13 protein-coding genes are annotated in these 24,536 nt (G+C 40.4%); 8 read left to right on the top strand and 5 right to left on the bottom strand.

Annotated features, from left to right (window positions below; genetic code table 11):
* Nucleotides 1–229: 229 nt before the first annotated feature.
* From gdhA to L1286_RS12960, 3 genes are all read left to right on the top strand, one after another.
* On the top strand, nt 230–1,573 hold the full coding sequence (gdhA, locus tag L1286_RS12970; RefSeq protein WP_235407479.1) for an NADP-specific glutamate dehydrogenase: 1,344 nt from the start codon (nt 230–232) through the stop codon (nt 1,571–1,573).
* A gap of 688 nt (nt 1,574–2,261) precedes the next feature.
* Nucleotides 2,262–2,576 carry a hypothetical protein gene (locus tag L1286_RS12965; RefSeq protein WP_235407478.1) on the top strand — a complete coding sequence of 105 codons (315 nt, stop codon included), beginning with the start codon at nt 2,262–2,264 and terminating at the stop codon, nt 2,574–2,576.
* Nucleotides 2,563–3,282, top strand: a complete 720-nt coding sequence (locus L1286_RS12960) for a right-handed parallel beta-helix repeat-containing protein (RefSeq protein ID WP_235407477.1) — start codon at nt 2,563–2,565, stop codon at nt 3,280–3,282. The genes L1286_RS12965 and L1286_RS12960 overlap by 14 nt, the downstream gene beginning before the upstream one ends.
* A gap of 839 nt (nt 3,283–4,121) precedes the next feature.
* Here L1286_RS12960 and L1286_RS12955 read toward each other — a convergent pair.
* The 3 genes from L1286_RS12955 to L1286_RS12945 form a co-directional block, all read right to left on the bottom strand.
* Complete coding sequence (locus L1286_RS12955) at nt 4,122–5,123, bottom strand: sensor domain-containing diguanylate cyclase (RefSeq protein ID WP_235407476.1); 1,002 nt, start codon at nt 5,121–5,123, stop codon at nt 4,122–4,124.
* A gap of 378 nt (nt 5,124–5,501) precedes the next feature.
* Nucleotides 5,502–5,918, bottom strand: a complete 417-nt coding sequence (locus L1286_RS12950; RefSeq protein ID WP_235407475.1) for a hypothetical protein — start codon at nt 5,916–5,918, stop codon at nt 5,502–5,504.
* A gap of 793 nt (nt 5,919–6,711) precedes the next feature.
* A complete protein-coding gene (locus L1286_RS12945) occupies nt 6,712–8,532 on the bottom strand; it encodes a hypothetical protein (protein ID WP_235407474.1) in 1,821 nt (606 codons plus the stop codon).
* 677 nt (nt 8,533–9,209) lie between these two features.
* On the opposite strand from L1286_RS12945, the gene L1286_RS12940 reads away from it, so the two are divergent.
* Entirely contained in the window at nt 9,210–10,976 is a 1,767-nt protein-coding gene (locus L1286_RS12940) for a S41 family peptidase (protein WP_235407473.1), read from the top strand.
* A 59-nt stretch (nt 10,977–11,035) separates the two neighbouring features.
* Here L1286_RS12940 and L1286_RS12935 read toward each other — a convergent pair whose 3' ends face one another.
* Complete coding sequence (locus tag L1286_RS12935; RefSeq protein ID WP_235407472.1) at nt 11,036–11,563, bottom strand: TerB family tellurite resistance protein; 528 nt, start codon at nt 11,561–11,563, stop codon at nt 11,036–11,038.
* Nucleotides 11,564–11,965: 402 nt separating this feature from the next.
* Between L1286_RS12935 and L1286_RS12930 the strand changes: the two genes are divergently transcribed.
* The 4 genes from L1286_RS12930 to L1286_RS12915 all read left to right on the top strand — a co-directional run bounded on the left by L1286_RS12930 (nt 11,966) and on the right by L1286_RS12915 (nt 23,355).
* Complete coding sequence (locus tag L1286_RS12930) at nt 11,966–13,999, top strand: S9 family peptidase (protein WP_235407471.1); 2,034 nt, start codon at nt 11,966–11,968, stop codon at nt 13,997–13,999.
* Nucleotides 14,000–14,817: 818 nt separating this feature from the next.
* Nucleotides 14,818–18,954: a hybrid sensor histidine kinase/response regulator gene (locus L1286_RS12925; protein ID WP_235407470.1), complete on the top strand. Its 4,137-nt coding sequence runs from the start codon at nt 14,818–14,820 to the stop codon at nt 18,952–18,954.
* A 192-nt stretch (nt 18,955–19,146) separates the two neighbouring features.
* The gene (locus tag L1286_RS12920; protein WP_235407469.1) at nt 19,147–21,654 is read left to right on the top strand and encodes a GH92 family glycosyl hydrolase; all 2,508 of its coding nucleotides are present in this window, start codon (nt 19,147–19,149) and stop codon (nt 21,652–21,654) included.
* A 321-nt stretch (nt 21,655–21,975) separates the two neighbouring features.
* A complete protein-coding gene (locus L1286_RS12915; protein ID WP_235407468.1) occupies nt 21,976–23,355 on the top strand; it encodes a hypothetical protein in 1,380 nt (459 codons plus the stop codon).
* 57 nt (nt 23,356–23,412) lie between these two features.
* Here the strand turns inward: L1286_RS12915 and L1286_RS12910 are convergent, their stop codons facing one another.
* Complete coding sequence (locus L1286_RS12910) at nt 23,413–24,198, bottom strand: class I SAM-dependent methyltransferase (RefSeq protein WP_235407467.1); 786 nt, start codon at nt 24,196–24,198, stop codon at nt 23,413–23,415.
* Nucleotides 24,199–24,536: the final 338 nt, after the last annotated feature.

Below are 24,536 nucleotides of genomic sequence, written 5' to 3'. Positions count from 1 at the left end.
TAGTGTGCAAGCTCACCAATAGTGACCAAACTTAATCAGAAGAGGCGTACACCCTGATTAATGGATTATAAACTTGGCAAAAAAGCATATTCTAATTTTACGAATAAGGTGTTCTAAAAACATCACAGGAGAGTTAGCCTCAACTAAGCTAACATCATTACCATTCACAGAGTTTGAACACAGCTACGATTTAATTAGTCGTTAATTTATGATTTAAATAGGTATTAGCATGTACGATGATTTAACACTAGATCACTTCATGGATGGGTTAGTTAAACGCAATCCTCATGAATCAGAGTTTCACCAAGCAGTAAAAGAAGTTGCTGAGTCAGTAATTCCTTTTATTAATAAACACCCTAAATATAAGCAAGCCCATATTCTTGAAAGAATGACAGAACCAGACAAGGTCGTTTCATTTCGGGTTTCTTGGGAAGATGACGAAGGGAACATCCGAATCAATCGTGGGTATAGAGTGCAATTTAACAACTCGATAGGTCCTTACAAAGGCGGTTTGCGGTTTGACCCTTCTGTAAATTTAAGTGTGCTCAAGTTTTTGGGGTTTGAGCAAACGTTTAAAAATAGTCTAACAACATTACCTATTGGTGCTGGTAAAGGGGGATCTGACTTCAACCCCAAAGGAAAATCTGACCGTGAAATAATGCGCTTCTGTCAGTCTTTTATGACACAACTTTATCAACATATTGGTCCAAATATGGATGTACCTGCAGGTGATATTGGCGTAGGTGCACGAGAGATTAGCTACCTTTTTGGTCAGTACAAGCGTTTAACGCATCAATTTGAGAGCGTATTAACGGGTAAGTCGCTCGAATTCGGTGGGAGTTTGATTCGCACCGAAGCCACAGGATATGGTAATGCTCATTTCATGCAATCTATGCTCACTCATCATGGCCAAAGTATTGAAGGTAAAACGTGCCTTGTGTCTGGATCAGGCAATGTTGCGCTTTACTGTGCAGAAAAAATCATTCAACTCGGCGGTAAAGTGCTCACCCTATCTGATTCGAGTGGCACACTGTTTGTGCCAGATGGGATCAGTCAAAAACAATTAGAAGTCATTAAAGAGGTAAAAACTCAGCAGCGACAGCGTTTGAGTGTGCTGACTACACAGTTTGAATGCGAGTTTAATGCTGGTAAGAAACCGTGGACTATTAAAGCAGATCTGGCTTTCCCCTGTGCAACTCAAAATGAGTTAGGCGAGCAAGACGCTACCTTATTAGCACGGCATGGGTGCCTCGCGGTATCGGAAGGGGCAAATATGCCATGTACGCCAGAGGCGGTCCATATATTTCTTGAACAAGGGATACTTTACGCCCCAGGTAAAGCGGCAAATGCGGGTGGGGTTGCGGTATCTGCGTTAGAGATGTCTCAAAACAGTATCCGGATGTCTTGGTCAGAAGAAGAGCTAGAACAAAAGCTACACAACATTATGCAGCAAATACATGATCAGTGTGTCAAATATGGTACGCATGACGGCCGAGTCAACTATGTTGACGGTGCTAATATTGCCGGGTTTATTAAAGTGGCTGATGCCATGTTAGCCTATGGTGTTGTGTAGTATTTCGACAACTAGCGGTTTTTAGTGTACTGCGATTTAGGCATTTTCCCCATTTGCTTATACTTGCAGTACGAATTGCTGATAAATAGTAACGCAGATTAAAAATCCGCTATTACTTAGAGTTTATCCAAAGTCAGCTAATATCTAACCTGACAAGCCGCGATGAACAGACGTTGGATAATTTCTTCAAACAATGAAAAACAAATTAGGTAATATTAATTTATTCATAATGGGTGGTTTTTACTTATTTCCTCCTAAAATTACCTGTGTGATGTTTAATTGTGTTTGAATTTTTAAGTAAATAAATATTTAAATAAATAAATGTTTAAACAAATAAATTGATAAATTGATAAGTTGGTAAGAGGTGAAGTTATTTTTTTATAGCAGGTTTTAATTTTTTTGTTGTGCGACGACTTGATGCACCTTCGCAAAGTACAATTTTAAAAAAGCAAGTAGCGCTAGCTTAATCATATTTAAATGATGTTAGGTAAACTGATAAAGAAAAATAACGTCACTTTTTTCGATAATGATAGCTGGTGGCAAAAATTTCTAGTTTTTGTACCTCGAAGCAATGTTGAAATAGTAGTTTATCTTAGAAAGATTCTGTTTTATCGTGCTTTTTTAGGTTGATTATGGTTGTATGGTAATTGATTTTAAACAAGAAAAATAAAAATAATGAGGTATATTTATGAAAGGTTTTATTGCGTTTGTGTTATTGTTGTTAGTAACTCACCCCTCAGCTGCGAAGGTTATATTTTCACAAGATAAAGAATGTCAAACGCTGCAAGATTGTATCTACTTAGCAGAAGAAAAGAAGTCCTATGTACATATTCCATCTGGTATCCACACTGTTTTAGGTGACATTGAAGTTCGAGGCGTAAATATTAAGGGTGAAGGAAATTCATCAATTCTTAGGTTCGAAAATAGCTCTTTCTACCCAATAAAACTGAAAGATGCATATCTTGAAGATGTTAAGGTGTTATACGCAGGTGTTCAAAATTAATGATGCTTATTCAGGTGTAAATAATAGTGTTATAGAGTCTTCATATCGACATGGTATCTTGGTTAATCCGCATGATTATAATGTTGTGGGAAATAATATTGAAGTCTCAGGGAACTTAATTAAAAAGAGCGGCTGGAGTGGAATTTATGGTTCTGGTCTTTTAAAGCGTCTCATCATTAAAGATAATACAATTGAACGCTCTGTTCACCCAGGTATTAAGCTAAAAGGTCAGATCCATGCCGTGTCTATTGATCAAAACCTATTAGTTGGTAATAAGAATGGTGGTATTACCATAGAAAATGAGGCGGATAAAGAGGGTAATTATAAAACCTCTTGGAATGTAAGAATTGCAAATAACACTTTAGATCATAATTATTGGGATAATTCAAATTTGAGTGCGAGCATTAGGATGGAAAATGTCAACAATGCTGTCGTTTCCAATAACATCATATCTTCTTCAAGAGGATACGGGTTTTTACTATATGATGTGGCTAACTCAAATTTCATGTCGAATTCATTTTATATAATTGCGCCTATGCTAGTTAAGGAGCAGAAAAACTTCGCTTATTTAATTAAATTGACAGGTCAAAGCTCGCGTAATAATAATTTTATCGGCAACTCATACAGCAAAAATGATGATCAAGCAGCTCAAAATCAAATCTCAATTCCAGCCGGCAACTTAGTGATCGATGCGTATAATCACTAAGCTTAAAACGCCACTCAGATGAATGCTACTTTTCGTTGGTGATATTCTTAGGCCCCATATGAAACAACTATGGGGTCGGAATGAAGTTTAAGGTATTGCCCATTCAATGACATTGAAGGTCAATTTGAGCCGGAGTTAGAACAGGATTTTAGTACTTTATTACACACGTTGATATTCGACAGCCTAAACCCTTTTTTAGTCATGTTTTATATGAAAGTATTTTGGTAAAAACACCACGTTCACGGATTTAAACCCTGATGTGCACATATTGAAAGGGTAGATTTTAGTCAATATTACATACAGACACGATGCAGTGGATCGTCTTTGTCATACTTTGCCCAAGGAGAGAAGGGGGGAAGAGTAATGGAAGAGACGTTTTAAATGTAGCGCGATTAAACTCAAGTTATAACTTTTCTGTGGCGCTAGCGCATTTAATCCCATCGTTAGGAGTAAAACGTGCTCAACAATCGCCACAAGATCGAATTCTTATCAATGACACTCAGATTACTTAGGCATCAATAAATGACATTGCTACAGAAGAAGCCTATCAACCTCATACAGTCATATCGCAAAATGGGTATCACCTTGGCCTTGTGTATTAAACAGTTATAATGAACAATCTTAAAAATAGCAGCTTTGTTCACCGTGGCTTTAGTTATCGAATTGTGTACTAGAGAGCTTAATAAAGCCGTCAATGCCATCAAAAAGCATCGCCCAATAGGTTCAGTTTGTCCCTCACAAAGCTTTTGTATATGCCTTTAACCTGTCTCAGCTGCATTATGAATGGCTGAAATTGGCTCGTACGTAACTGCCAAGCGTATCATGGGCATTACTCACTTTTATATTACGGTCGTCAGATTTCGCCCATTTTGTTTTGAGCGATATAGGGCCTGATCTGCTCGACAATAAACACATTCAAGTTCATGATCTTGCTTATTCACGACGGTGACACCACAGCTAATCGTGATATTGATATGGTGGCCTTCATATTGAACAGACATCTCCTCAACTGCCTGGCGAATGCGTTCAGCATGTTTGGCTATTGAATTGCCCCCATCTTCGACCAAAATAACAAACTCTTCTCCTCCCATTCTGAAAAAATGGTCAGATTTGCGAATGACTTGTCTAACGACACTACTAAAGTTAATGAGTACCTGATCACCCGCATGGTGTCCATAACAATCGTTGATCCTTTTAAAGTTGTCGATGTCAATCATGATCATGGCGAATGACTGGCTGTCATTTTGCCATTTTTGGAACATCTCATTACCTACTGTTGTTAAGCAGCGTCTGTTACTTGTTTCTGTTAAAGGATCCGTTTCTGCGCGTTTTTTTTGTTCAGAAATTTCTATTTGGGAGTGAATGTAGTTGGCTAACCAATTGGCGATACATTCTAACATCACGGCATCTTGGTGTTGGTATGCACCTGTACTCAAGCTCCCAATATTGAGGGTGCCAAAGCAATTACCTAGTTTTTGTAAAGGTGCATCCATACAAGAGTTCAGCCCTCCTTGATGCAACTTTAAGCAGTCTAAGTCATCAGAGTCTAACAAGTTATTTTGTATTTCTAGCGTTTTGTTTTGAAACACTCTGCCCACCATAGTGCCTTTAACAGGCAAGATGGTTTTCGCTTCAATGGCGTTATTGCCGAACAGTGCATAGACCTCTAAGGTGTGTTCTGGCTGGTTTCCCAAACACACACTGGCGCGATCAGACTCAATGATTTTTGGCAGCCAAAAGGATATGAGGTTTAAAGTCTCACTTAAATCCTGCGATTGAGAGAGGTCATTTATAAATTTTATCGGTAGGCAAATTGATTCATTGCTGGAAAAAGCAGGCATACTCAACTACCACAGGATTAATTAGGTTTTATAAATTATAGCCGAAGAATACGCATCCTATCGAGTTATGCACGTATCAAATTATCACTGTTCTCAAGAAAGTTGAAGGTGATATAGGTCGGCTTGTTGATTACCTATGCACTTTTGTACTCAATAAGGTTATGCTACCCGACATGCATTTTTAACCTACCTGAGCGCATGGTATGGCTGCGGTGTGTGCTTGGTGGCGGCACCCCATTTCGGCACGCACTAATAGAGGAGTTTAGGAGGCGAGCATACTTGTGTTTTGCCACTTTTAACGTAGGCATCGCCACTAGATATGAAGACAAATTAGTTGCCCTTCTTTATCCCTGATAAATGGTCGAGTGATTTTAAAATCTAGACTTTACTGCTCAAAAACATACCGCTGTGGGTGTTTCCAAGGGCCGGTGAGTTTGAAAACAACCCGCTTACATATGTAGATGCTTGACCGCGGATAAACGATTGGACCTGTGCAAGCTCTTCTTCGAGATTATGTTTAAGATCTGCCAATAGCGTCTGCTGATCAGCACTGAGTTCATCTTGTTTTAGCTGGAGTGACTTAATTTTTTGTTGTAAAGACAGGATGCTTTGCACCCGTTCATCTTTGGTCTTTACTTCCTCACTTTTTTTGTCGTCTGCGCTGTTTTCTTCTCCAGAGTTTATCTTTTCTGACTCTGCCTTCTCAGTCTCTGTGGTGTTTTTTGACATATCTTTCTTTGGATCCAGCAGAGCACTATAACTTGTATATCCAGCGGGCAAATTTTGAACATTCATATAGACATTTTCTTGACTAAAATTAAATATTTATGAACCAAGCAAGAACAGTGCCTGTTGTTTTTTACAAAACTTTTGTCGTGACTTGATACAGGTAGAAAAAAAAGTGTTTTTAAATTTCGAAAGTTAGTATCGTCGCGATGTCGGAGAAAGCAGTGTAAGTGACTGTCAGTTAGGGTTGATTTTTGTGGTAAAAATGAGGTTTAAAAAATTTAAAATATAATTATATTATATAGTTATGTTTTTGTATTTCTCTTTTATAAAACGGCCTGAAGAGGCGAGCTTTGTTGATGAGTTTAATTTATGAATAATATTATACTCATATATTTGTTTTGCTGATTTATCGTGCAATACTTAATTTGGTTTTAAAGTGAAAAGGAAATTAAGATGAAACTGAAATTAAAATTGAAAAAAACGAAACTTAGAGAGTTACAAGCAAAAGATATTCTATGTAAGTCTCAGACAAAAAAAGTGGGCGGAGGGTGGTCTAATTCGGGATGTTTTTTAGACGATCCTTGTAAGCACTATTAATTGTGTTAGCACCGAAGAGTGATTGTTCACTCTTCTTCATGTTATAGCTTATAGGCCTATTTCATAATGTACTTTGTCGCTAATCGAGAATACGTTTGCAGTGACATATCAGCGATAAATTGATTTCGTGTGCTTATGCCTGAATAAAATACGGACATGAAACCAACAGAGCCTATGACATGTAAAAATGATAAAGGGCCTGATTTCGGCCCTTGGTTACATGGTAAAGGTTGAATTGAAAAAACGTAGCTCGCCTTTTGATCTATCTATCACTTAAGCATGTGCTATTGGGACGCTCGGATATTTGGCGCCATACACCCCAAGGGTCTTGGCTGAACACGTTACTTGGCGCATTACCACCGACGATATACCACTCATTTTTATATTCGTGACAATCCAGCGAATCAATTACCATTTCTCCAGGTTGGTCATATAATTTGCTTGCGTCCCAATATCCGTCTTGAACTGGCGGTGGGGGAGTGTGAGGGCCAGATTCAAACACGCAGCGGCCCTGTGCAATAGTGAGCTTAAGTTGCGCACTAAGCGATAGATAAGTGTCATCTGTTGTTGCCTTGAGCGCAGCAAGTGCCGTATTTGCTTCTTCGGTACAGTGATAGGACCCATCACTAGATTTAAGTTCGAGAAATTGGCCGTTAATATCAATTGCTATGCGGTTTTGAGGCAATATAAACTCATTGACATCAGCTTGTGCTGCTTCATTATTCGCAATGACTAAAACGGTTTCATTTGTATAGTTATACAAATAAAATTGCTTTTTTCCTTGTTCGTCGTATGGACCGCCCTCACCTAATTCATAGATTGGAAGGTTGACCATGATTTGTTCAAGTATGCGGCCAAATTGCGTTTTATAAGAAATCGTGTCGTCGCTTTTTAATTCGTCGAATACGATCTTTGCTGCTGATTTCGCGTTATCGACAATCGTGTTCGAGTAGAACCCGTAATTCTGTAGCAAAGTGAGATAATTTAGGATGTCTTGCCAACTTAATTGCGCATCATATGTGTGTCCTTGACCAGCAGCCTGTGTAAGCGTATTGGTGACGTCGGGGATTTGTCTGATATAACGCGCACCAAAATCATTTTGTTTTTGAAAACAAGTCCAATCATCTTCAAGATCTTCCTCGATAGACACACAATGGTCAAAAACTTCTTGAGTGCGTAGTATCTGGTCTTTGGCTGCATAGGGGCCCCGATTATACATAAAGGACATAAGCATAGAGAGTGCATCAGGGTCTTTGGATTGCTGTAAAAATAAATGCATGGAATCCTGAGATAAGTCTGAACCTTGGTTCCATGGTAGAGAACCACTGACAATTGCCAGTGCTGAGCCATTGTAAAACCCGCTACTTAGAGAAGAGCCGAGTATGTTCCGCGCAGGCCCAGAATGAGAACTGAGCACAGTTTTTGGGTCAAGAGCTTTGAAGGGAAGAGGAAAACCGCCGCCAACAACGCCTTGTAGCTCTGCCCAAGCACTGCCTGGATATTCAATTTGCAGCACGCCATCATCTTCGTCAGCTTCTGGTGGTAAATCTTTACCAAGAGAGCTTTCTTGAAGCCCTTTGGAGACAAAGTAGTTTGGATTCATTTGTCGTTGGAAGTAATCTCCAAATTGCTCTCCAGTTGCAAAAGGCTTACTTAAATCAAATGTGCCGTTGCGGCCCTTTCTTAAACCATACTGCATTTGTATACGGCTAGAAGCACTCGCATGTGCAAAAGCGATTGCCCATAATTTATGTTCGACAATAGTATCCGAAGTCGAAGTGCCATTGACACTGAGATTAATCTCATTTGGAAACTCCCCTTGCCAATCGATATGGTAAAACTGCCCAGGTTTATTGCAGCTTTTCCTATCAATATCATATCCCCCATCTGGCGTTTCTATGATTTCGCAGTGGTAATTGACGGTCACATTGTCTGCGAGCAAAATTCGGTAATCAATCGCACCTTGAAAAATTGGCATAAGTTGCCTGTATTGTTCTAAGTCAATGGTTTGTATTGCAGAAGCATGCTCGCTCAGGGCACAAAAGATAACGCCATACACGGCTTTTTTTGAGGTAATTATCATATCGTGGTTACTCTTTTCATGTTGTATTTGAAATATGGATGACATCGCTGTCAGTATAAAATATACAATCTAATGTATAAAAAACAAGCTAAATGATATTGAATGCGTAAAGGCCTTAATCTTGAAAAGGTGGCTCATCACGCCAACGGTATTGCGACTCGCCCGATTAAGGGCGGTTTAGAACAAGTAGTGTCGTCGGTTTGATTATTGAAAGATATTGTTTTAGCTCGTTTTTTTGCTAAAAAACCAACTTGGTTGGTGGCTAATTTCAAGTTGCTCAATGCGTTGTGTTATTTAGGGAAGGTATGAACACCGTCTTTTTATATCCCTAATCATGCCTTGGTATAGGCGTGCAATAATAGGCGAGCAATAAATGACAAAGAAAATGATGGTTAAATTTTGTTTTAATAAATTTTATTAATCTTTTTGTTAGGTGATTTTTATAATCTATCTAATTGATTTTGTTTTTTAGTTTTATTTGTATTTGTTTTTTAATTTTGTCTGGGTGTGGTTTCTATATTTTTGTTTTTTAATATTTTGTTTTTAACTGTTTGTAATATGTGTTTATATTTTTGTTTTATATGGCTTCGATTAATGTTTTTATCTTTTTTTGTTAGGGATTGACGAGCTAGAAATGTTGTGAGTAATTTAATTACGCCTAAAAATATATGGAAATTATGATGAATAATAATATGAAAGCCATCATTACGGCTCTGCTTATGACAGCAACAGCGGTGCATGCCAGTAGTGATAATTCGGGTGATTACGCACTTGATAGAATTGAAGCATTCTCAAAAATCGCAAATTTGGTTGAGTTTTATCACCCAAGTGAATCGGTTCAAGCAACAGACTGGGAGCAATTTTCTAAATATGGTGCTCACTATATACAACAGAATACATCTCAGGATTTTGCATCACAGCTAAAGTATTTGTTCAATGAAGTTGCGCCTCATGTCACTTTTAATGACTACCTAACAGAACCGGAGAGGTTAAGAGAGCATGACAAAGTCAGCGGTTGGATAAATTTAGGGTATCCAAGTAAGTTGGGCCATTATTCATTTCGTAGGGAAGTGAATACGATAAACTATGGTCAGTTACACACAGAGCCATTTCTGCCACAGCAGCAAGTTTATTATGCGCAGTTAAATGGTGTCTATGTTCGGGTCCCAATGCTTTTAGAAGCAAATAAGACGGCTAAGGATGGTGGGGCCTATATAGTGCCTGCTCATGTCAATATTCCAGACACCCTTGAAAACCCTTTTTATTGCTTCAGTGTGATGAGTAAAGTTTGGGGTGTGATGGCGCATTTCGGGCAGTACTTTCATCATGTACCTGTTAACTGGGGAGCAGAGCTCAGGCCACTACTGAGTGTTTGTCAGACTCAAGACGCAAGGAAGATTGAAAACGCACTTAAGTACACCCTCACTAAGTTGCAAGACAATCATGTTTACTTATATTTACGGGACGTGCCAGCAGCACGTTATTGGCCAGACGTTGGCTTTGAGATGGTAGAAGGTAAGCCTGTTTTGATTTACAAAGGGAGCAAAGTCGATGAGCTGGAAGTCGGTGATGAACTCGTGGCTGTGGATGGCCAGGACATTCGAACTTTGATAAATGAAAAAATACCTTACTCTTTGTCTGCAGCAAACACGGCCGCAAGCGATGTGTTGGGCAATGAAGTGTTACTTAGAGAGAACCCAACAGATACCGTAACGCTAGACATCGTAAATCGCGATAATCAACCGTATTCAGTGCAATTGGTAACAGACAAATTACGGTATGAGAGTTACTACAACACGATCGATAATTATACGCACAGTAGTCAAGCAACGCATCAAGTCTTAGACAAACACATCCATTATTTGGATTTAAGTAAGGTAACAAATGAGGCGTTACCTGGTTTGATGAAAAAGCTTGAAACAGCCCGTGGCATCATCGTTGACTTACGTAACTATCCGAGTGACTGGTTTGCTTGGCAGAACTTTTTAACGTCAATACATGATGGAAAAATCGAAGGTCCCGTATACAAAATTCGCGTATCTAATCATCCCGATTATGAACAAAGACATGTTTTTAACCTTGATTTATCAAGACAGGGGACGAGCCAGAGGTTGAATAAGCCGATGGTGGTGTTGAGCAGCCGATATAGTATTAGCCGCAATGAATTTGTGCTCGCTTTTTTTCAAAACTTGAATATCCCTGTGGTGGGGGAAGCCACTAAAGGCATTAATGGTGATTTGACCTACGTTTTATATGGCGATGTCCCATATCATCTGGCAATTGGTTTTACCGGAGCAGAAGTACGACAAGCTGATGGCAGCAAGCTGATCGGTGTAGGGGTACAGCCGGACATTTTAGTCTCGCCTACTTTGGATGACATCAGAAATAACCATGATACGATTAAAGACACAGCGAAAAAATACCTTGAAACGTTGATTCAGTAATCGCCATTGTTCGTTAGTAGAAACGAAAACGGGGCAAGCTAATTACTCGCCTCGTTTTATTACCATTTATTTGATGAGTGAGTTGGCAGCCCTTTAACGGCATTTTTTATATATTGAGTTTGTATTGCTGTGGCAGGCCCATCAATTTGGCTCATTTTATCCAGAAGCCTAATTACGGAAGATACCTGCTCCGGGGTAAATTTATCAAAGCTACGCTCAATACTTTTCGCCGGTTTGGAAAAGAATGCCTGTCCATTGCCAATTAAATACACACTGGATGTGAGTAAATCTTTTGCTTCTTCCTTGTCTACTCGAAACTCTGATTCAAATGTTTGCAGGAGTGCCGCTTTTTGTGTTGCGGTGATATCGCCATCTACTTTGACGACACCCGTTGCAAGCAATGCTGCAACATCTAGAGGAGAGTCCAATTTGAACACAGGGTTCAGGTCGTGGTGTTTGCGAAACTTTCTTCTTCTGTGCCATGAGAAAGGGTTTAACCACCCAATATCGAACCCTGTCTCACTTAGTCGATTCAGCAAGAACAGTATGGTGAGCAGTGCGCCAAGTACGCCCAAAATAATATGCATTGTTTTGTATCCCTAATAAAACTTCCCATTATGCGTTCCTATTATGATACTAATGTGATCATTAATGCTTAAAGGTTGGTTTTTGTATCGTATTAAACAGGGAATCGTAAGGGTTGTGCCCATACTGCGATAGATTTTTTACTAACAGTCACATGATCGCCCTGCACTCATGCCCTTATCATCAGGCAAACTGGCTGGTCGATTCGGAATAGCCGATTTAACTTTTGGGCGATAAATCCTAATTTATCTACCGTTCACAGTGTTTTTAGGACGAGCGAATGTCTTTGTAATAGGCTATGACTTTCCACCAGATTACTATTCGCGCTAATTTAGGTATCCGAAATAATTTTAACCATAACATGTTGACCTGAACATCAGGTTTAGTTTCTTGGAAGTATTGGTATGACAAAAAAAATAAAGTCAAAAAAACCATTAGGTTGTTTGTTACTCTCCGCCGTTTTGATGACGGCTAGCTCGGGAATATTTGCACATGAACAAAATCAGAATGGCCTAGTACCGCAAGACTATTTTGATTTTGTATTTATGGGAGACCCACAGATCTCGCCGAATAATGAGGTAACATTATTTGTTAAAACTACGGTGAATGAGGACGCCAGCGGTCGAAATAGCCAAATATTTAAAATTAATAAAAGTGGGGTTATTTCAGAGTTTACTCAGGGGAAAGGAGATCGTGGACCTCAATGGTCAGAAGATGGTCGCCATGTTGCCTTTATTCGAACTGTTGATGAGAAAGCACAGGTATTTGTGATGCCAGCAGATGGTGGAGAAGCGAAACAAGTGACAACGCTAGATCAAAGCCTAACGGGCTTTGAATGGTTTCCAAGTGGAGACAAACTATTGTTAACGCTAAGTGTCAGTCCCAAAAGCGCAAAAACTCAAAAAGATGTGAATGGATCCGGTGAATCTAACAAGCGCGCAGAACCAAATATCGTGGTCGTGAATCAAGCAAAGTATATCGCCAATGGCAGTGGTTATTTGAGTGATAAACGTCGTCATCTGTTTTTATTTGATATGCAGAAAAATGAGCTCACCCAGCTTACTTCTGGCCCAGATTGGAACGCGAATAGCCCCGTTGTTTCAAAAGATGGTAAACACATTTATTTTCACGCCAATAGAACCGGATTAGAATATGAAGGCAATACGAATTCAGAGATATATCACCTAGATGTAAAGACTCAGGAGATAACCGCATTAACAGATCATGCAGGGGCTCAAGTCAGTGCCAGTTTATCTCGAGACAATACACTTTTATCGTATGTACATTATGAAGACACATATGCGCAGGCTGATCTAATGTTGCAAGGCCCCAATGGTCAGTTGCAAAACTTGACAGCTGACTTTGATAGAAATGTCTCCCAAGCAATTTGGGCACCGGATAACAAAACACTGTATTTTACTGCAAACGATCATGGCGCAAATCGACTGTTTTCTGTATCAAGGTCTGGCAAAGTCACAAAGTTAATGGAACAGAACACAACCATAAAAAACCTTGTGCTTTCTCATGATGGCCAGTTTTTGGTGTTTACGATGGAGAGCGCCACCCAGTTACCTGAGTTGTATCGTCTTAATTTAGATTCTAAGCTAGTCACGAAGCTAACCCGTTTTAATGACCCAGTGTTAGCGGATAAGCGCCTTTCACCCGCTCAAGAAGTGTGGTTTACAAATGAAAAGGGCATGCGCGTACAAGGCTTTATCCACAAGCCACTCAATTTTGATAAACATAAATCCTATCCTCTGGTGTTGAATATTAAGGGGGGCCCGGGCGGAATGTGGGGTCATCAGTGGTTTCATGAAAACCAAATGTACGCAGCCAAAGGATATGCCGTTGCTTATGTGAACTATCGTGGCAGCAGTGGTTATGGTATTGCACACAGCAAAGCAGTTCGAAAGGATTATGGAGGGGCAGATTATCGAGATAATGTCCAATTCCTAGACAAAGTATTGTCTGACAACAAATGGGTTGATGCTGAACGACTTTATATTACAGGAGGTAGCCATGGCGGCTTTTTAACGAATTGGATTACCACCAAAACCGATAGATTTAAAGCAGCCGTTACGCAGCGCAGTGTGAGTTCATGGATTTCTGAAGCTGGCACGCAAGAGTACACCCCGAATCAGATGACAAAAGAGTTTGGCGGCAACCTATGGAATAACTTCGATGCATATTGGGACAGGTCACCGCTAAAATATGCTGACAAAGTATCTACACCTACGTTAATTATTCACAGTGATGCAGACATGATAACCCCACTTGGGCAGGGACAAGAATGGTTTTATGCTTTGAAGGCCAACGATGTTCCCGTTGAAATGGTCATATTCAAAGGCGAAACACATTCTTTGTCTCGTAGTGGTACACCCACAAACTTAGTGGAAAGGCTAACTCGTATTATTGATTGGTTTGAACGACACCAATAAGTCATGTGCCCCTCACACTCGTGTTTGGGGCTGTTTTTTTATGATGTTCTATCGCCATGTAACTCTGGTTGTGATAACGCAGTAAACTAAGCATGAATCGCTTATTTACGGGCGGCAGCAGAGGTTGGCTTTTTCATTTGGGTTATCTACCTCTGTGGTGTCTTTAGAAAAAATAAGAGACGGTGTCAAAGCGGTTTTAATGTTGTTTGCGGTTGCAATAAGTGCTGAGGAATCAAGAAAGGGTTTTAGCATGTACACACTACCTGTTTCTGATAATAGTAGAATGTGACTGGCGCGGTGGGTGGGCCATATGGTGGAGTGTCCATAACGCAACTCGGTCTACCTGGACAAGTTTCAAAGCCCCTTGTGCAAATTTTTATTAACAGAGAAGACTTTTTGATATTCTCTGTCGCGCGTTTTCATTTCATTACTCAGTCCTTTAGTTAATTATATGGAGACTGAGGATACATCAGTTTTTCCATATTGCCTTCATGCTAGCTGTCACTACGTTATTTTTATGTAGTGGGTTGTATGCCATCGTAGGGGGGTGGTGAGTGAATTTAGAAAGGACCATGGTGGTTAATCTAGATACTGATATCAATATCCCAAAGGTGATTGATTTATGACTCTACAAAACCCCCATGTTGCAGTAAACAAGACGTTAGCGACCGTATAGTGTCGAAGGAAATCCCAAAGCAGGTTCAAACTATTTGTACATTTTTATAGGATAAACAACAAAATGCGTAGAAATAGTGGACATTTTAAACTAGCCTATTAAAGCGTAACACTCACTTTAGATACTTTTTATGGTTGCCTAAATGCCTATGGAAAAACAGCTTTCACTCATTCTATATATCACATGGATATTAGTGGCTGTCATTCCAGGTACTTGCCTAGGAAAAATTCCGATACTGGCAAACCAGTACTCAGTCAAAAAGCTCACCGCAGAAGATGGATTCGCATCTTCAGAGATTTATTCAATTATCCAAGATCAACAAGGGTTCCTTTGGTTTGGCACTGCCGAGAACGGTGTGATGCGTTACGATGGTCGAAAAGTAACGCTGTTTGAGTTTGATAGTAAAAATGTAAATGGGCTATCTCACAATGATGCCGGTAACTTGATGCTAGACAGAAATGGAAACATTTGGGTGGGCACTTGGGGTGGGGGCGCAAATCGATACAACCCAAAAACGGGACAGTTTGAGAGTTTTATTCACGACCCCAAACGTGCGGACTCCATCTCAGCAAACAGAATTCAGTCTCTTTATCACGACTTGGACGGCTCCATTTGGTTGGGCTCGTATGACAAAGGCCTTAATCGGTATTTAGCCCACAATCAGTTCGAACATATCCAAGTTGGCACTAGCATCGCCCATGGGCTTTCTCACAACCGTATTTGGGATATTGAGAATAACGATGAACAGAGCCTGTGGATAGCAACAAGTTACGGCTTGAATCTGTACAACAAAGAGCAAAAGACCTTTCGATATTTTTTTCCGGATCCTGTTAACGATACACCTACCGGAGCCAATGAAATCAGACACGTATTAAAAACGTCCTCGGGAGCGTTATTTGTTGGTACGCAACAAGGACCATTCGCCTTTGACCCAGAAACGGGAGAGTTCACCGAAATTGGTGTGATTGATGGTGTGCATCTAGGGCAAGTCAATTCGATGATCGAAGATCAAGATGGGTTTGTCTGGTTTGTTACCAGTAAAGGTGTGTTTAGAAAGTCAGGTGTGAGTGAACAGCTTGTGCAGTTAGACCTTGAGCACAACAATGGTTTAAGAATCATTTTTGAAGACAGTGCAAAGACGATTTGGATTACAAATGAAATTCATGGCATCTTCAAATTGGTGCCGCATCGCAAATTCAAATCTATTAATAGCCCTGAATTGGTGGCACCAAATGGTATTGTGGCAGATGCTAATGGAGATATTTTTATCGCAAATGTGACCTCTCAATTGCTGAAGTGGGAAGTCTCATCACAATCATTGCAGCGTGTATCTCAGCCGATTTTTAATGAGGAAAATGGGTTTGGGGAAAATACGCTGCTAGAGCGTCCTGTGTTGTATTTAGATCCGCATCACTCTCTCTGGCTGGCGCAAGACCGTGGCATTGCCAAAATTAATTTGGACACAGGACGCAGTGAATTAATTACATACCCCAAGACCGAAACGCACTATCAGGAGTTCAGAGAAATCAGAGCGTTGACGGCAGATGTTTACGGAAATTTATGGATCGGGACGTATAAAAATGGTGTTTATATTTATTATCCTAGCGAAAATAAATTTAAGCATTTAGATGCATCACATGGTTTATCTCACCCAGAGGTATTGGCTATTTATACCGACAGAGCTCAAAATATCTGGGTCGGAACGGGGGACGGCGTAAATGTATGGGATGAGAGTAGTCAAAAATTCCGATCATACATGAGTAATAAAGATGACCCCGATAGCCTGCTAGGGAGTATCGTTCAAGATATTCATCAATCAAGCGATGGCAGTATTTGGATCGCCACGCAACAGGGCTTGAACTTATATCAAGCGGAGACAAAAAACTTTAAACACTTTAGCATGAAAGACGGATTGCCGAGTAATCTGATCCGTGCAATATCTGACGACCCACAAGGAAACCTTTGGCTGACGACAAATAAAGGCATTACGAAGTTTTCTCCGTTAACTGGTAAAATTGGCAATTTTGATAGTCGAAATGGCTTACTGGGTTTAAATTATTACCCTAGCAGTTTGATTAAAGGCAAAAATAATACGCTATTTACCAGTAGCCAACGCGGTATCGAATACTTTAGTACCCAACCTCTTGAGTCTGACTTAAGTGACCCAAATCTGGTGTTGACCGGGTTCAATAAAATGGGACAAGCCATTGACCTTGGTATGCCCTATTCATATGTTGAAGATATTCATATTTCGTATTTAGATTATATTTTTTCATTTGAATTTTCGGTGTTAGATTTTATCTCTCCTAATAAAAATATATATGCATATAAACTTGAAGGATACGATGATAACTGGATAGAAATCGGCAATAGAAATACGGCGTCATTCACAAATTTAGACGGTGGGACATACACCTTTCAAGTCAAAGCAACCAACAGTAACGGGCTTTGGGGGTCCAATATTCTGTCGATCAAGTTGCATGTTTCTCCACCCCCTTGGAAAACATGGTGGGCATATTGTTTGTATGTGTTCGCGATTGTAGCAATCATTTTCATGGTGATTTATTTACGCACCAAGTTACAAAAAGCAGAGATCCACAGGCAAAAGCAATTTGTCATTCAACTTGAGAAGCAGGTAACCGAAAAAACAGCATCATTGAAGATGCAGGCAATTGATCTCGAAAAAGCGCTCAAAAAAGCAGAAGAAGTAACTCGGTTGAAATCTGAGTTTTTGGCCAACATGAGCCATGAAATAAGAACACCGATGAACGGTGTGTTGGGGATGTTAGAGCTTTTGAAGCACAGTGAACTCACGCCCGAACAAGCCCATTCGGTGACCATAGCAAGTACCAGCGCACACTCGTTACTCACCTTGATAAATGATATTTTGGACTTTTCGAAAATTGAAGCTGATAAGCTAGAGCTAGAGTTTATTGATTTTGATTTAAAGCAGTTAATTGAGCTTTTGTGTGAGTCAATGGCATTGTCTGCTCAGACAAAAGGCGTCAGCATAATCGTTGATTTGGTCGACATCGAATCACCGATGGTAAACTCCGATCCTGGAAGAATTAGACAAATTATTACCAATATTTTGAGTAATGCCATTAAGTTTACTGAGCACGGTGAAATCGTGATTACTGCTAGACTTGAGTCCACGCCCGTCGCGAATGAAAAAGTATTTACCTGCCAGATCCAAGATACGGGGATAGGTATTCCAGAAGAAAAGCTGTCGAGCTTGTTCGACTCATTCATACAAGTTGATGCATCAACAACGCGAAAATACGGTGGGACAGGCCTTGGGCTTAGCATTACTAAAAAATTGTGTCAGCTTTTAAACGGAGATGTGCAGGTCTCAAGTACAGTTGGTTTAGGGAGTCGATTTGAATTTCATTGCACTGTGACCCAAAGCGCGCATCAGGTGCAAAAAGAACACGCATTTGCGCATTTGAATCTAAGAGCACTGATTGTGGACCCTACAAACTCAAGCAACAAAGCGATTTGCAAGCAGTTGCAGCGTTGGGGAATAACCGCCATAGACACTACCAATGCTGGGCAAGCTTTGAAGGAACTCGAAGAAAATGAGGTTGATATTGTATTTTTTAACAAGACTTTGCCTGATATGAGCGGCGAATCACTGGCGAAGGAAATAAAAAAACAAAATGAACATATAAAACTCATTATGATGAACCTGCTAAACGAACATTATGATGCAATTGAAAACAGCTCAGTGCCTCTGGATGGTCATTTCTCAAAACCCGCCACTATGAATGATCTGCTGATGGCTTTGTCTGCCGTTAATGCCGACATTTTGGTGCGGCACAATATTCAGAGTGAGGCTGAAAAGCTAGCAAATACGGGCGATATTAATGACGAGGCGTGGGCAACGCATACTCGTGTCCTTCTCGTTGAAGATAATAAAGTGAATCAGATTGTGGCAATGCGAATTTTGAACGGCATTGGCGTGACGACTGAAGTTGCCGAAAATGGCGTTGAAGCGATTGAAAAATTAGCTGATGCAGACTGCACTCAGCCTTACCACATTGTGTTAATGGACTGTCAAATGCCAAAAATGGATGGGTATGAAACCACACAAAACATCCGAGCGGCTAAAGCTGGCGAGCGCCATGTCAGGATCCCAATTGTTGCCATGACGGCCAATGCGATGCAAGGGGATAAGCAAAAATGTTTAAATGCAGGTATGGATGATTACATCACCAAACCAATAGAAGCAAGTAAAGTGAAAGAAAAGCTCAAAGAGTGGGTGTTAAAAACACGATAGTCGTTCAGCTTTCATGCGTATTGTCGCTCATCTGCGTTGTCCTGCAAATATCATAACGATGTCAACCATCGCTAATTACCTTTAAATAAACGCATTAAAATTGTACAAACCTCCAAAATAATGGCAAGGTAGATAAGTTTTCAGATTAGCCTAGACTTAAAATTGGAACGATCCAAAATCAGGAAAAGAAACATGATTCATAACAACAAAATGAGGCATTTGGCTGTTTTATCATTTTCATGTGCAATATTGACTGCATGCGACAAAGCACCAAATGAAACCAATCAAACTACCGATAAGCAAGTAGTATCTAATCCTGCTTACGTCTCAGATGTCGTATCGTATGTAGATCCCTTGATAGGGACAAAGGGCCCATTCAACCATAGGCAGGCTGGCAATGTAACGCCTGGTGCGGTAGTGCCATTTGGAATGTTTAATTTTGGGCCCGAGCATGCTTACACAAAAGAGTTGCTGGCAGAATCAGAAGGGATTTCAAAAAAAATCTTAGAAGAAAATAAACGGGTGCCTGTTTCTCCGGGGGGTTACAATTATCAAGCAAGTCGCGTTAAGGGGTTTTCTTTCACGCGGTTGTCCGGCACGGGCTGTTTGGGAGCTTCTGGCGATGTACCCGTGATGCCTTTCACACAAGATATCACTTTCTCTCCAGCGACGGATCCCATCAATGCCTATTACAGTGCCGGCTTTAGCCACGACGATGAAACGGCCATTCCTGGTTATTATCAGGTTGGGCTTGATAATGGCGTGAATGTTGAGCTCACTGCAACAGCGCGAACAGGGATCGCTAATTTCACTTTTGCTGAGGCTAACAATGCCAAATTGTTATTTAGAACATCTTATTCGCAATTGGGCAGTGGTGATGCCTTTGCTAAAGTCGACAAAGAAAAAGGCGAGGTAACAGGTTATGTTACGTCTGGCAATTTTTGTGGCTATTTAGGCGAATACAATCAACGCGATTATTATACTTTGCATTTCGTAGCAAAAATTAACAAGCCAATTTCAGGCTCAGGTGCTTGGCATGATGATCAAGTCACACTGGGAGCTGCATCGTCAAAAGGCGGTATGGGCTATGGCGATAATGGGTGGCCAGACATTGGAAAAGGCGCTGGCCTGTGGGTAAATCTAAATCTTAAAGATGGTGAAACAGCCCAGATGCGAGTGGGTATTTCCTATGTGAGTTTAGAAAATGCGCGAGAAAATTTGGAGAAAGAGCAGGCTGAGTCGAGCTTTGCAGCCTTACGACAAAAATCGCACAGTATATGGGAGCAAGCGTTATCCAAGGTACAAGTTGCCTCCGATGATACAAGCAAATTACGTGTTTTTTATACTGCCCTATACCATAGCTTGTTTCATCCCAATATCTTTTCTGACGTAAATGGAGAGTACACGGGGTTTGATCAAAAAGTACATAGAGTGTCAGAGACACAACAAGTCCAGTATGCTAATTTCTCAGGATGGGATGTATATCGCTCTCAATTACAGCTAGTGACCTTACTGGATAAAAAACGCGGCAGTGATATTGCCCAATCTCTTTTCAATCAAGCCAATCAGTTTGATGGCGTGTGGGATCGTTGGACTCATAATGCGGGTCCAACAGGGGTTATGAGTGGGGACCCTTCGACGATAGCGATCGCCAATTTTGTGGCTTTTGGTGCAAATGATTTTGATGTTTCCGGGGCCTATCAATCGCTTCGTAAAGCCGCGACACAACCAACGGAGTTTGACTTATCCAATGTTGGTTGCCCAGTATTTTGTCGTGGACAAAAACCATCTCTGGATGAGTGGCAAAGTCTCGGATATATTTCAGCGCAGTCCAATAGCTGGGAAGGTGCGTCAGAAACGTTAGAGCAAGCGTCTAGTTACTTCTCTTTGGGACAGCTTGCTAAGCGTCTTGGAAAAAGTGAGGATGCTACGCGATTCGTCAATGAGGCCGGCTTTTGGCGAAATATTTACAACCCTGCGGCGACAGAATCGCTTGGCTATATTCAAGGTCGCAACAAGGATAAGAGCTGGAAAGAAGATTTTGACCCATTTTCTGGGCACTTATTTGTTGAAGGCAGCCCAGCACAATACTTGTGGATGATCCCTCACGACGGTGCTGGTCTTGCGCGCGTGTTAGGAGGGGAGCAGGTGATGAGTGACAGGTTGGACAGTCATTTTAGAAAGCCTGATGGCACTTGGGTACTGTATCGTGACTCCGCAGAGTTTTCTGATGTATCAAATCAACCCTCGATTTTATCTCCATGGATGTACTTGCACACAGGTGATGCCTATAAAACACAACAAACTGTTCGCGAGACCATGGCACAGCTTTGGCTAGACGCGCCAGATGGGATACCTGGTCAAGATGACTTAGGTCAAATGTCGTCGTGGTATGTATTCAGTAGCTTGGGTCTTTACCCTAAGTACCCTGGCAGAGCTGACCTAGTGATATCGAGCCCTCAATTTTCGAAAGCAAAAATCGCGAATATAACGATCAATGCGCCAGGTGCGTCTAATCAGCATATTTTTATTGAATCCCTTAAGGTGAATGGCAAATCTACACTGAATAGCTGGATCGATGAGTCCTATATCAATCAACCGGTAACTTTAGACTTTGTACTAAGTGAAAAGCCAAATATGGCATTCGGCAATGCCGCTGAAAACAGACCGCCAAGTTATACGCCTACCACGATGTTGTAAGCGATTGCGCTAAGTGTATTAGTACATGGCGCATTCCCCTTGTTAGAGGAGCCTACATTAGGCTCCTTTTTTAATTCACTCAGCGCCTTTTTGTAAAAGTTAACAATGTGGTGAAAACCATAGCAATTCATAAAGAATTTATAAGTTGCTTTGCGCTTGATTGATTGTAAATGGCGGTGCTCAATAACCCATTTATTTTATCAAAATGATGAGGCTATTTTTTAAATTTAATTGTAAGAGACGCGTCCCAACTTTAGCTGGTTAAATTAAAACCAGCTTTGCATATATATTTTATAGCGACTCATTCGCAAGGAACAAAAAATGATTAGTATTAAAAAACTCTCAGTAGTGGCGCTCGCATTGTATTCTCAATTCAATTGGGCAACGACGGTAGATGGTTACCCTTCAAGTAAAGTGACTTATATTGCAAACTTTGTGTGGTACAACAACATGTCTCACCCGCTGAGTGACGGGCAATATATTGAGTCTGAAAATGGTCAACAATATAAGGTACAAAATGACCAACAACTAGACTTATCGTATTCTTCTTACCCAGCGTGTCGAGATACGATGCAATACATGTGTATGCCTATACCAGCCGTTACTGCTCATGTCGTAAAATCGAAAGATGGTGTTTTTGATAAACCGGTTTATTTTATAAAAGGCTTGAATGTTACAGCGGGCGGCATCAATGCCAGTGGTGGCGAGTTTAATAAGTATTGGAATGATTACAACCTTAAAGATGTCTTCAAACCGTTACTTGAAACTGGCAGAGACATCGTTTTTATTGACTATACAAAGGCTGAAGAAAGTGTAATCCCACAATCCTCACAGTTAATCCATTTCGTAGAAACTCAACTGAAGGCCGGTAACCATCAAAGTACAATGATGGGGTATAGCTACGGCGGCTTGATAGCAAAACAAGCCTTAAACTTAATGGAGTCAAGTCGTTATAACCACGAGTTTTTTAATTATATTTCTATTGATGCACCGCATAAAGGGGCCAATATCCCTTATACCATTACGGATACAATTGGCAGAATCAAAGGGCGGCTTGAAGATGCCAGAGGCTGCTCTTGGAGTAGCGCCTGCGATAAAGCACGCAAAAATGCACGACGTATGTATGCTAGTTTGACAGAAGGACTGGCTGCCAAATTACTGGTTACGGGTAATGATAGTTTTCAATACTTTAGAAAGTTAGCCGATGAGGGCTACCCGTCAACTTACAATGTCGCATTTTCTAACGGGAGCTACACGGGGACATCAACAGGCTTACCTACCAACAGTCAAATGGCGAGGTTTGAAGCTGACTACAAGGTCTATGGAGACACTTATTATACGTTGAAGTCTCTTAGCATTAGTCGCCAATATAAAATGGGACACTACTATAGAAGTCATAACTTTGATAACGCGCCAGGATCGTATGCTATCACGGGACAGATGTTGAAAGCGTTCTTTGACGACAACGGAAATATTCGTCGGGTCACTAATAACTTGCTCTCCAATAATAAAAAACCAACATTTATTACTACAGCAAGTGCATTAGACTTAAATACGAATGACTTTACATCAGCATTTAATCCAAACTCTGTATCAACACCATTTGATAAGGTTTATGCTGTAAGTGGCAGTAATCTTAGCCATACAAACTTTAGTTATCATAAAGATAACTTGATTTTAGAAGTTAAAAAGGCAAATTAATTGTAGTGTTTTGACTTTAGTAGACATAGCGCTTTTTAATTAAAGCGCTATGAGAGCCTATATTTTTACGGCCTTAATAAAAAGCCATTTCATCTGGTGGGTATAGTCCTGAGGAAGGGCATTCATAGCTAAGTTTAGTGTTGAAAGCGCCTCGGACAAATCGAGATGTGGAAGACTTTTGGCTGCGATGGCTGGCACTTTATAGAATTCGATCCAATCTTGCTTTGTCACACAAATGGTTTTTGTTATGACCTTTGATACTTCAAAACCGGCACTTTCAATCATCGCAAGCAGTGTATTTTTGCTGTATTTTATTGGGGTTCCTTTATATTCTTTTTTGGCATAGCCGCTTTTCTCTAGCTGCGAATCAATCAGTGAATACTTTAATGTTTCATACTTACTGCCTTGTAAATCCCATTCAGAGAAATTAATCAGTAAGCCGCCGTTGTGTTTTAGCTGAGAATGAATACGTGATAAGGCTTTTTCGAAATTGAACATCCAAAAGGCCGAATTGGCAAGAAAGCAACATATCGAGTCTGGCGCAAAGTTTATGTTTTCAGCGGCTGTCGATAAAAAGGTCGCATTGTTAAACTTATTATTGTGCTCTGCGACCGCAATCATTCCTTTTGCTGCGTCGGTACAGGTAACACTTCTCCTCGGATAGCCTTCTAATAACGCGTTCAAAACCAAATTTGCGGAGCCACAGCCTAAATCGACAAAGTTGTGATATTCATACTTGTCCACAATTTCCGCAATGTATTTGGCTGTGTCTTTGTAAAAAGAGATTTTAGGGGCTGATTCGGCATATTGCTTCGCACTGTCACTCCATAGTTGGTGGTTCATAGAAAGTCCTCTACCGTGTTGATATTTAATCTTTTTAAACTGGGTGTGACCCCTGCTGTAGCCTGTATCTTAAAACGTGGATGAGTGCTTGCGTTTGATCGGCATCATGTTGCCTAGCTAGTGTGGCGGTCTGTATAAAAGAAAAGATAACGTTGGCATTTTTAATTTCATTTATAAATTAAGAGGAAATAAAAAATAAGTTTTTAGTATGGTTTTTTTATTTTAAATTAACGTATTTTTTTCATCTGTAATGGTGTGTAATGGTTTTGGGTAACTCATTAATGTACTTTATTTAACGATTCAGGCGGGTGTGAAAATAAGAATGCCTGACGATATTT

It is taken from the genome of Pseudoalteromonas sp. SMS1, assembly GCF_021530565.1.
Lineage (GTDB): Bacteria > Pseudomonadota > Gammaproteobacteria > Enterobacterales > Alteromonadaceae > Pseudoalteromonas.
The sequence above is the reverse complement of the archived record's forward strand: the minus strand, read 5'-3'. Positions and strand labels throughout refer to the sequence as shown.

Excerpts from the sequence above, each read along its gene's own strand:
- L1286_RS12935 (WP_235407472.1), bottom strand. The coding sequence starts at position 11,563 with ATGCATATTATTTTGGGCGTACTTGGCGCACTGCTCACCATACTGTTC.
- L1286_RS12910 (WP_235407467.1), bottom strand. The coding sequence starts at position 24,198 with ATGAACCACCAACTATGGAGTGACAGTGCGAAGCAATATGCCGAATCA.
- L1286_RS12945 (WP_235407474.1), bottom strand. The coding sequence starts at position 8,532 with ATGATAATTACCTCAAAAAAAGCCGTGTATGGCGTTATCTTTTGTGCC.
- L1286_RS12915 (WP_235407468.1), top strand. The coding sequence starts at position 21,976 with ATGATTAGTATTAAAAAACTCTCAGTAGTGGCGCTCGCATTGTATTCT.
- L1286_RS12965 (WP_235407478.1), top strand. The coding sequence starts at position 2,262 with ATGAAAGGTTTTATTGCGTTTGTGTTATTGTTGTTAGTAACTCACCCC.
- L1286_RS12955 (WP_235407476.1), bottom strand. The coding sequence starts at position 5,123 with ATGCCTGCTTTTTCCAGCAATGAATCAATTTGCCTACCGATAAAATTT.
- gdhA (WP_235407479.1), top strand. The coding sequence starts at position 230 with ATGTACGATGATTTAACACTAGATCACTTCATGGATGGGTTAGTTAAA.
- L1286_RS12940 (WP_235407473.1), top strand. The coding sequence starts at position 9,210 with ATGATGAATAATAATATGAAAGCCATCATTACGGCTCTGCTTATGACA.
- L1286_RS12920 (WP_235407469.1), top strand. The coding sequence starts at position 19,147 with ATGATTCATAACAACAAAATGAGGCATTTGGCTGTTTTATCATTTTCA.
- L1286_RS12950 (WP_235407475.1), bottom strand. The coding sequence starts at position 5,918 with ATGAATGTTCAAAATTTGCCCGCTGGATATACAAGTTATAGTGCTCTG.
- L1286_RS12930 (WP_235407471.1), top strand. The coding sequence starts at position 11,966 with ATGACAAAAAAAATAAAGTCAAAAAAACCATTAGGTTGTTTGTTACTC.
- L1286_RS12925 (WP_235407470.1), top strand. The coding sequence starts at position 14,818 with ATGCCTATGGAAAAACAGCTTTCACTCATTCTATATATCACATGGATA.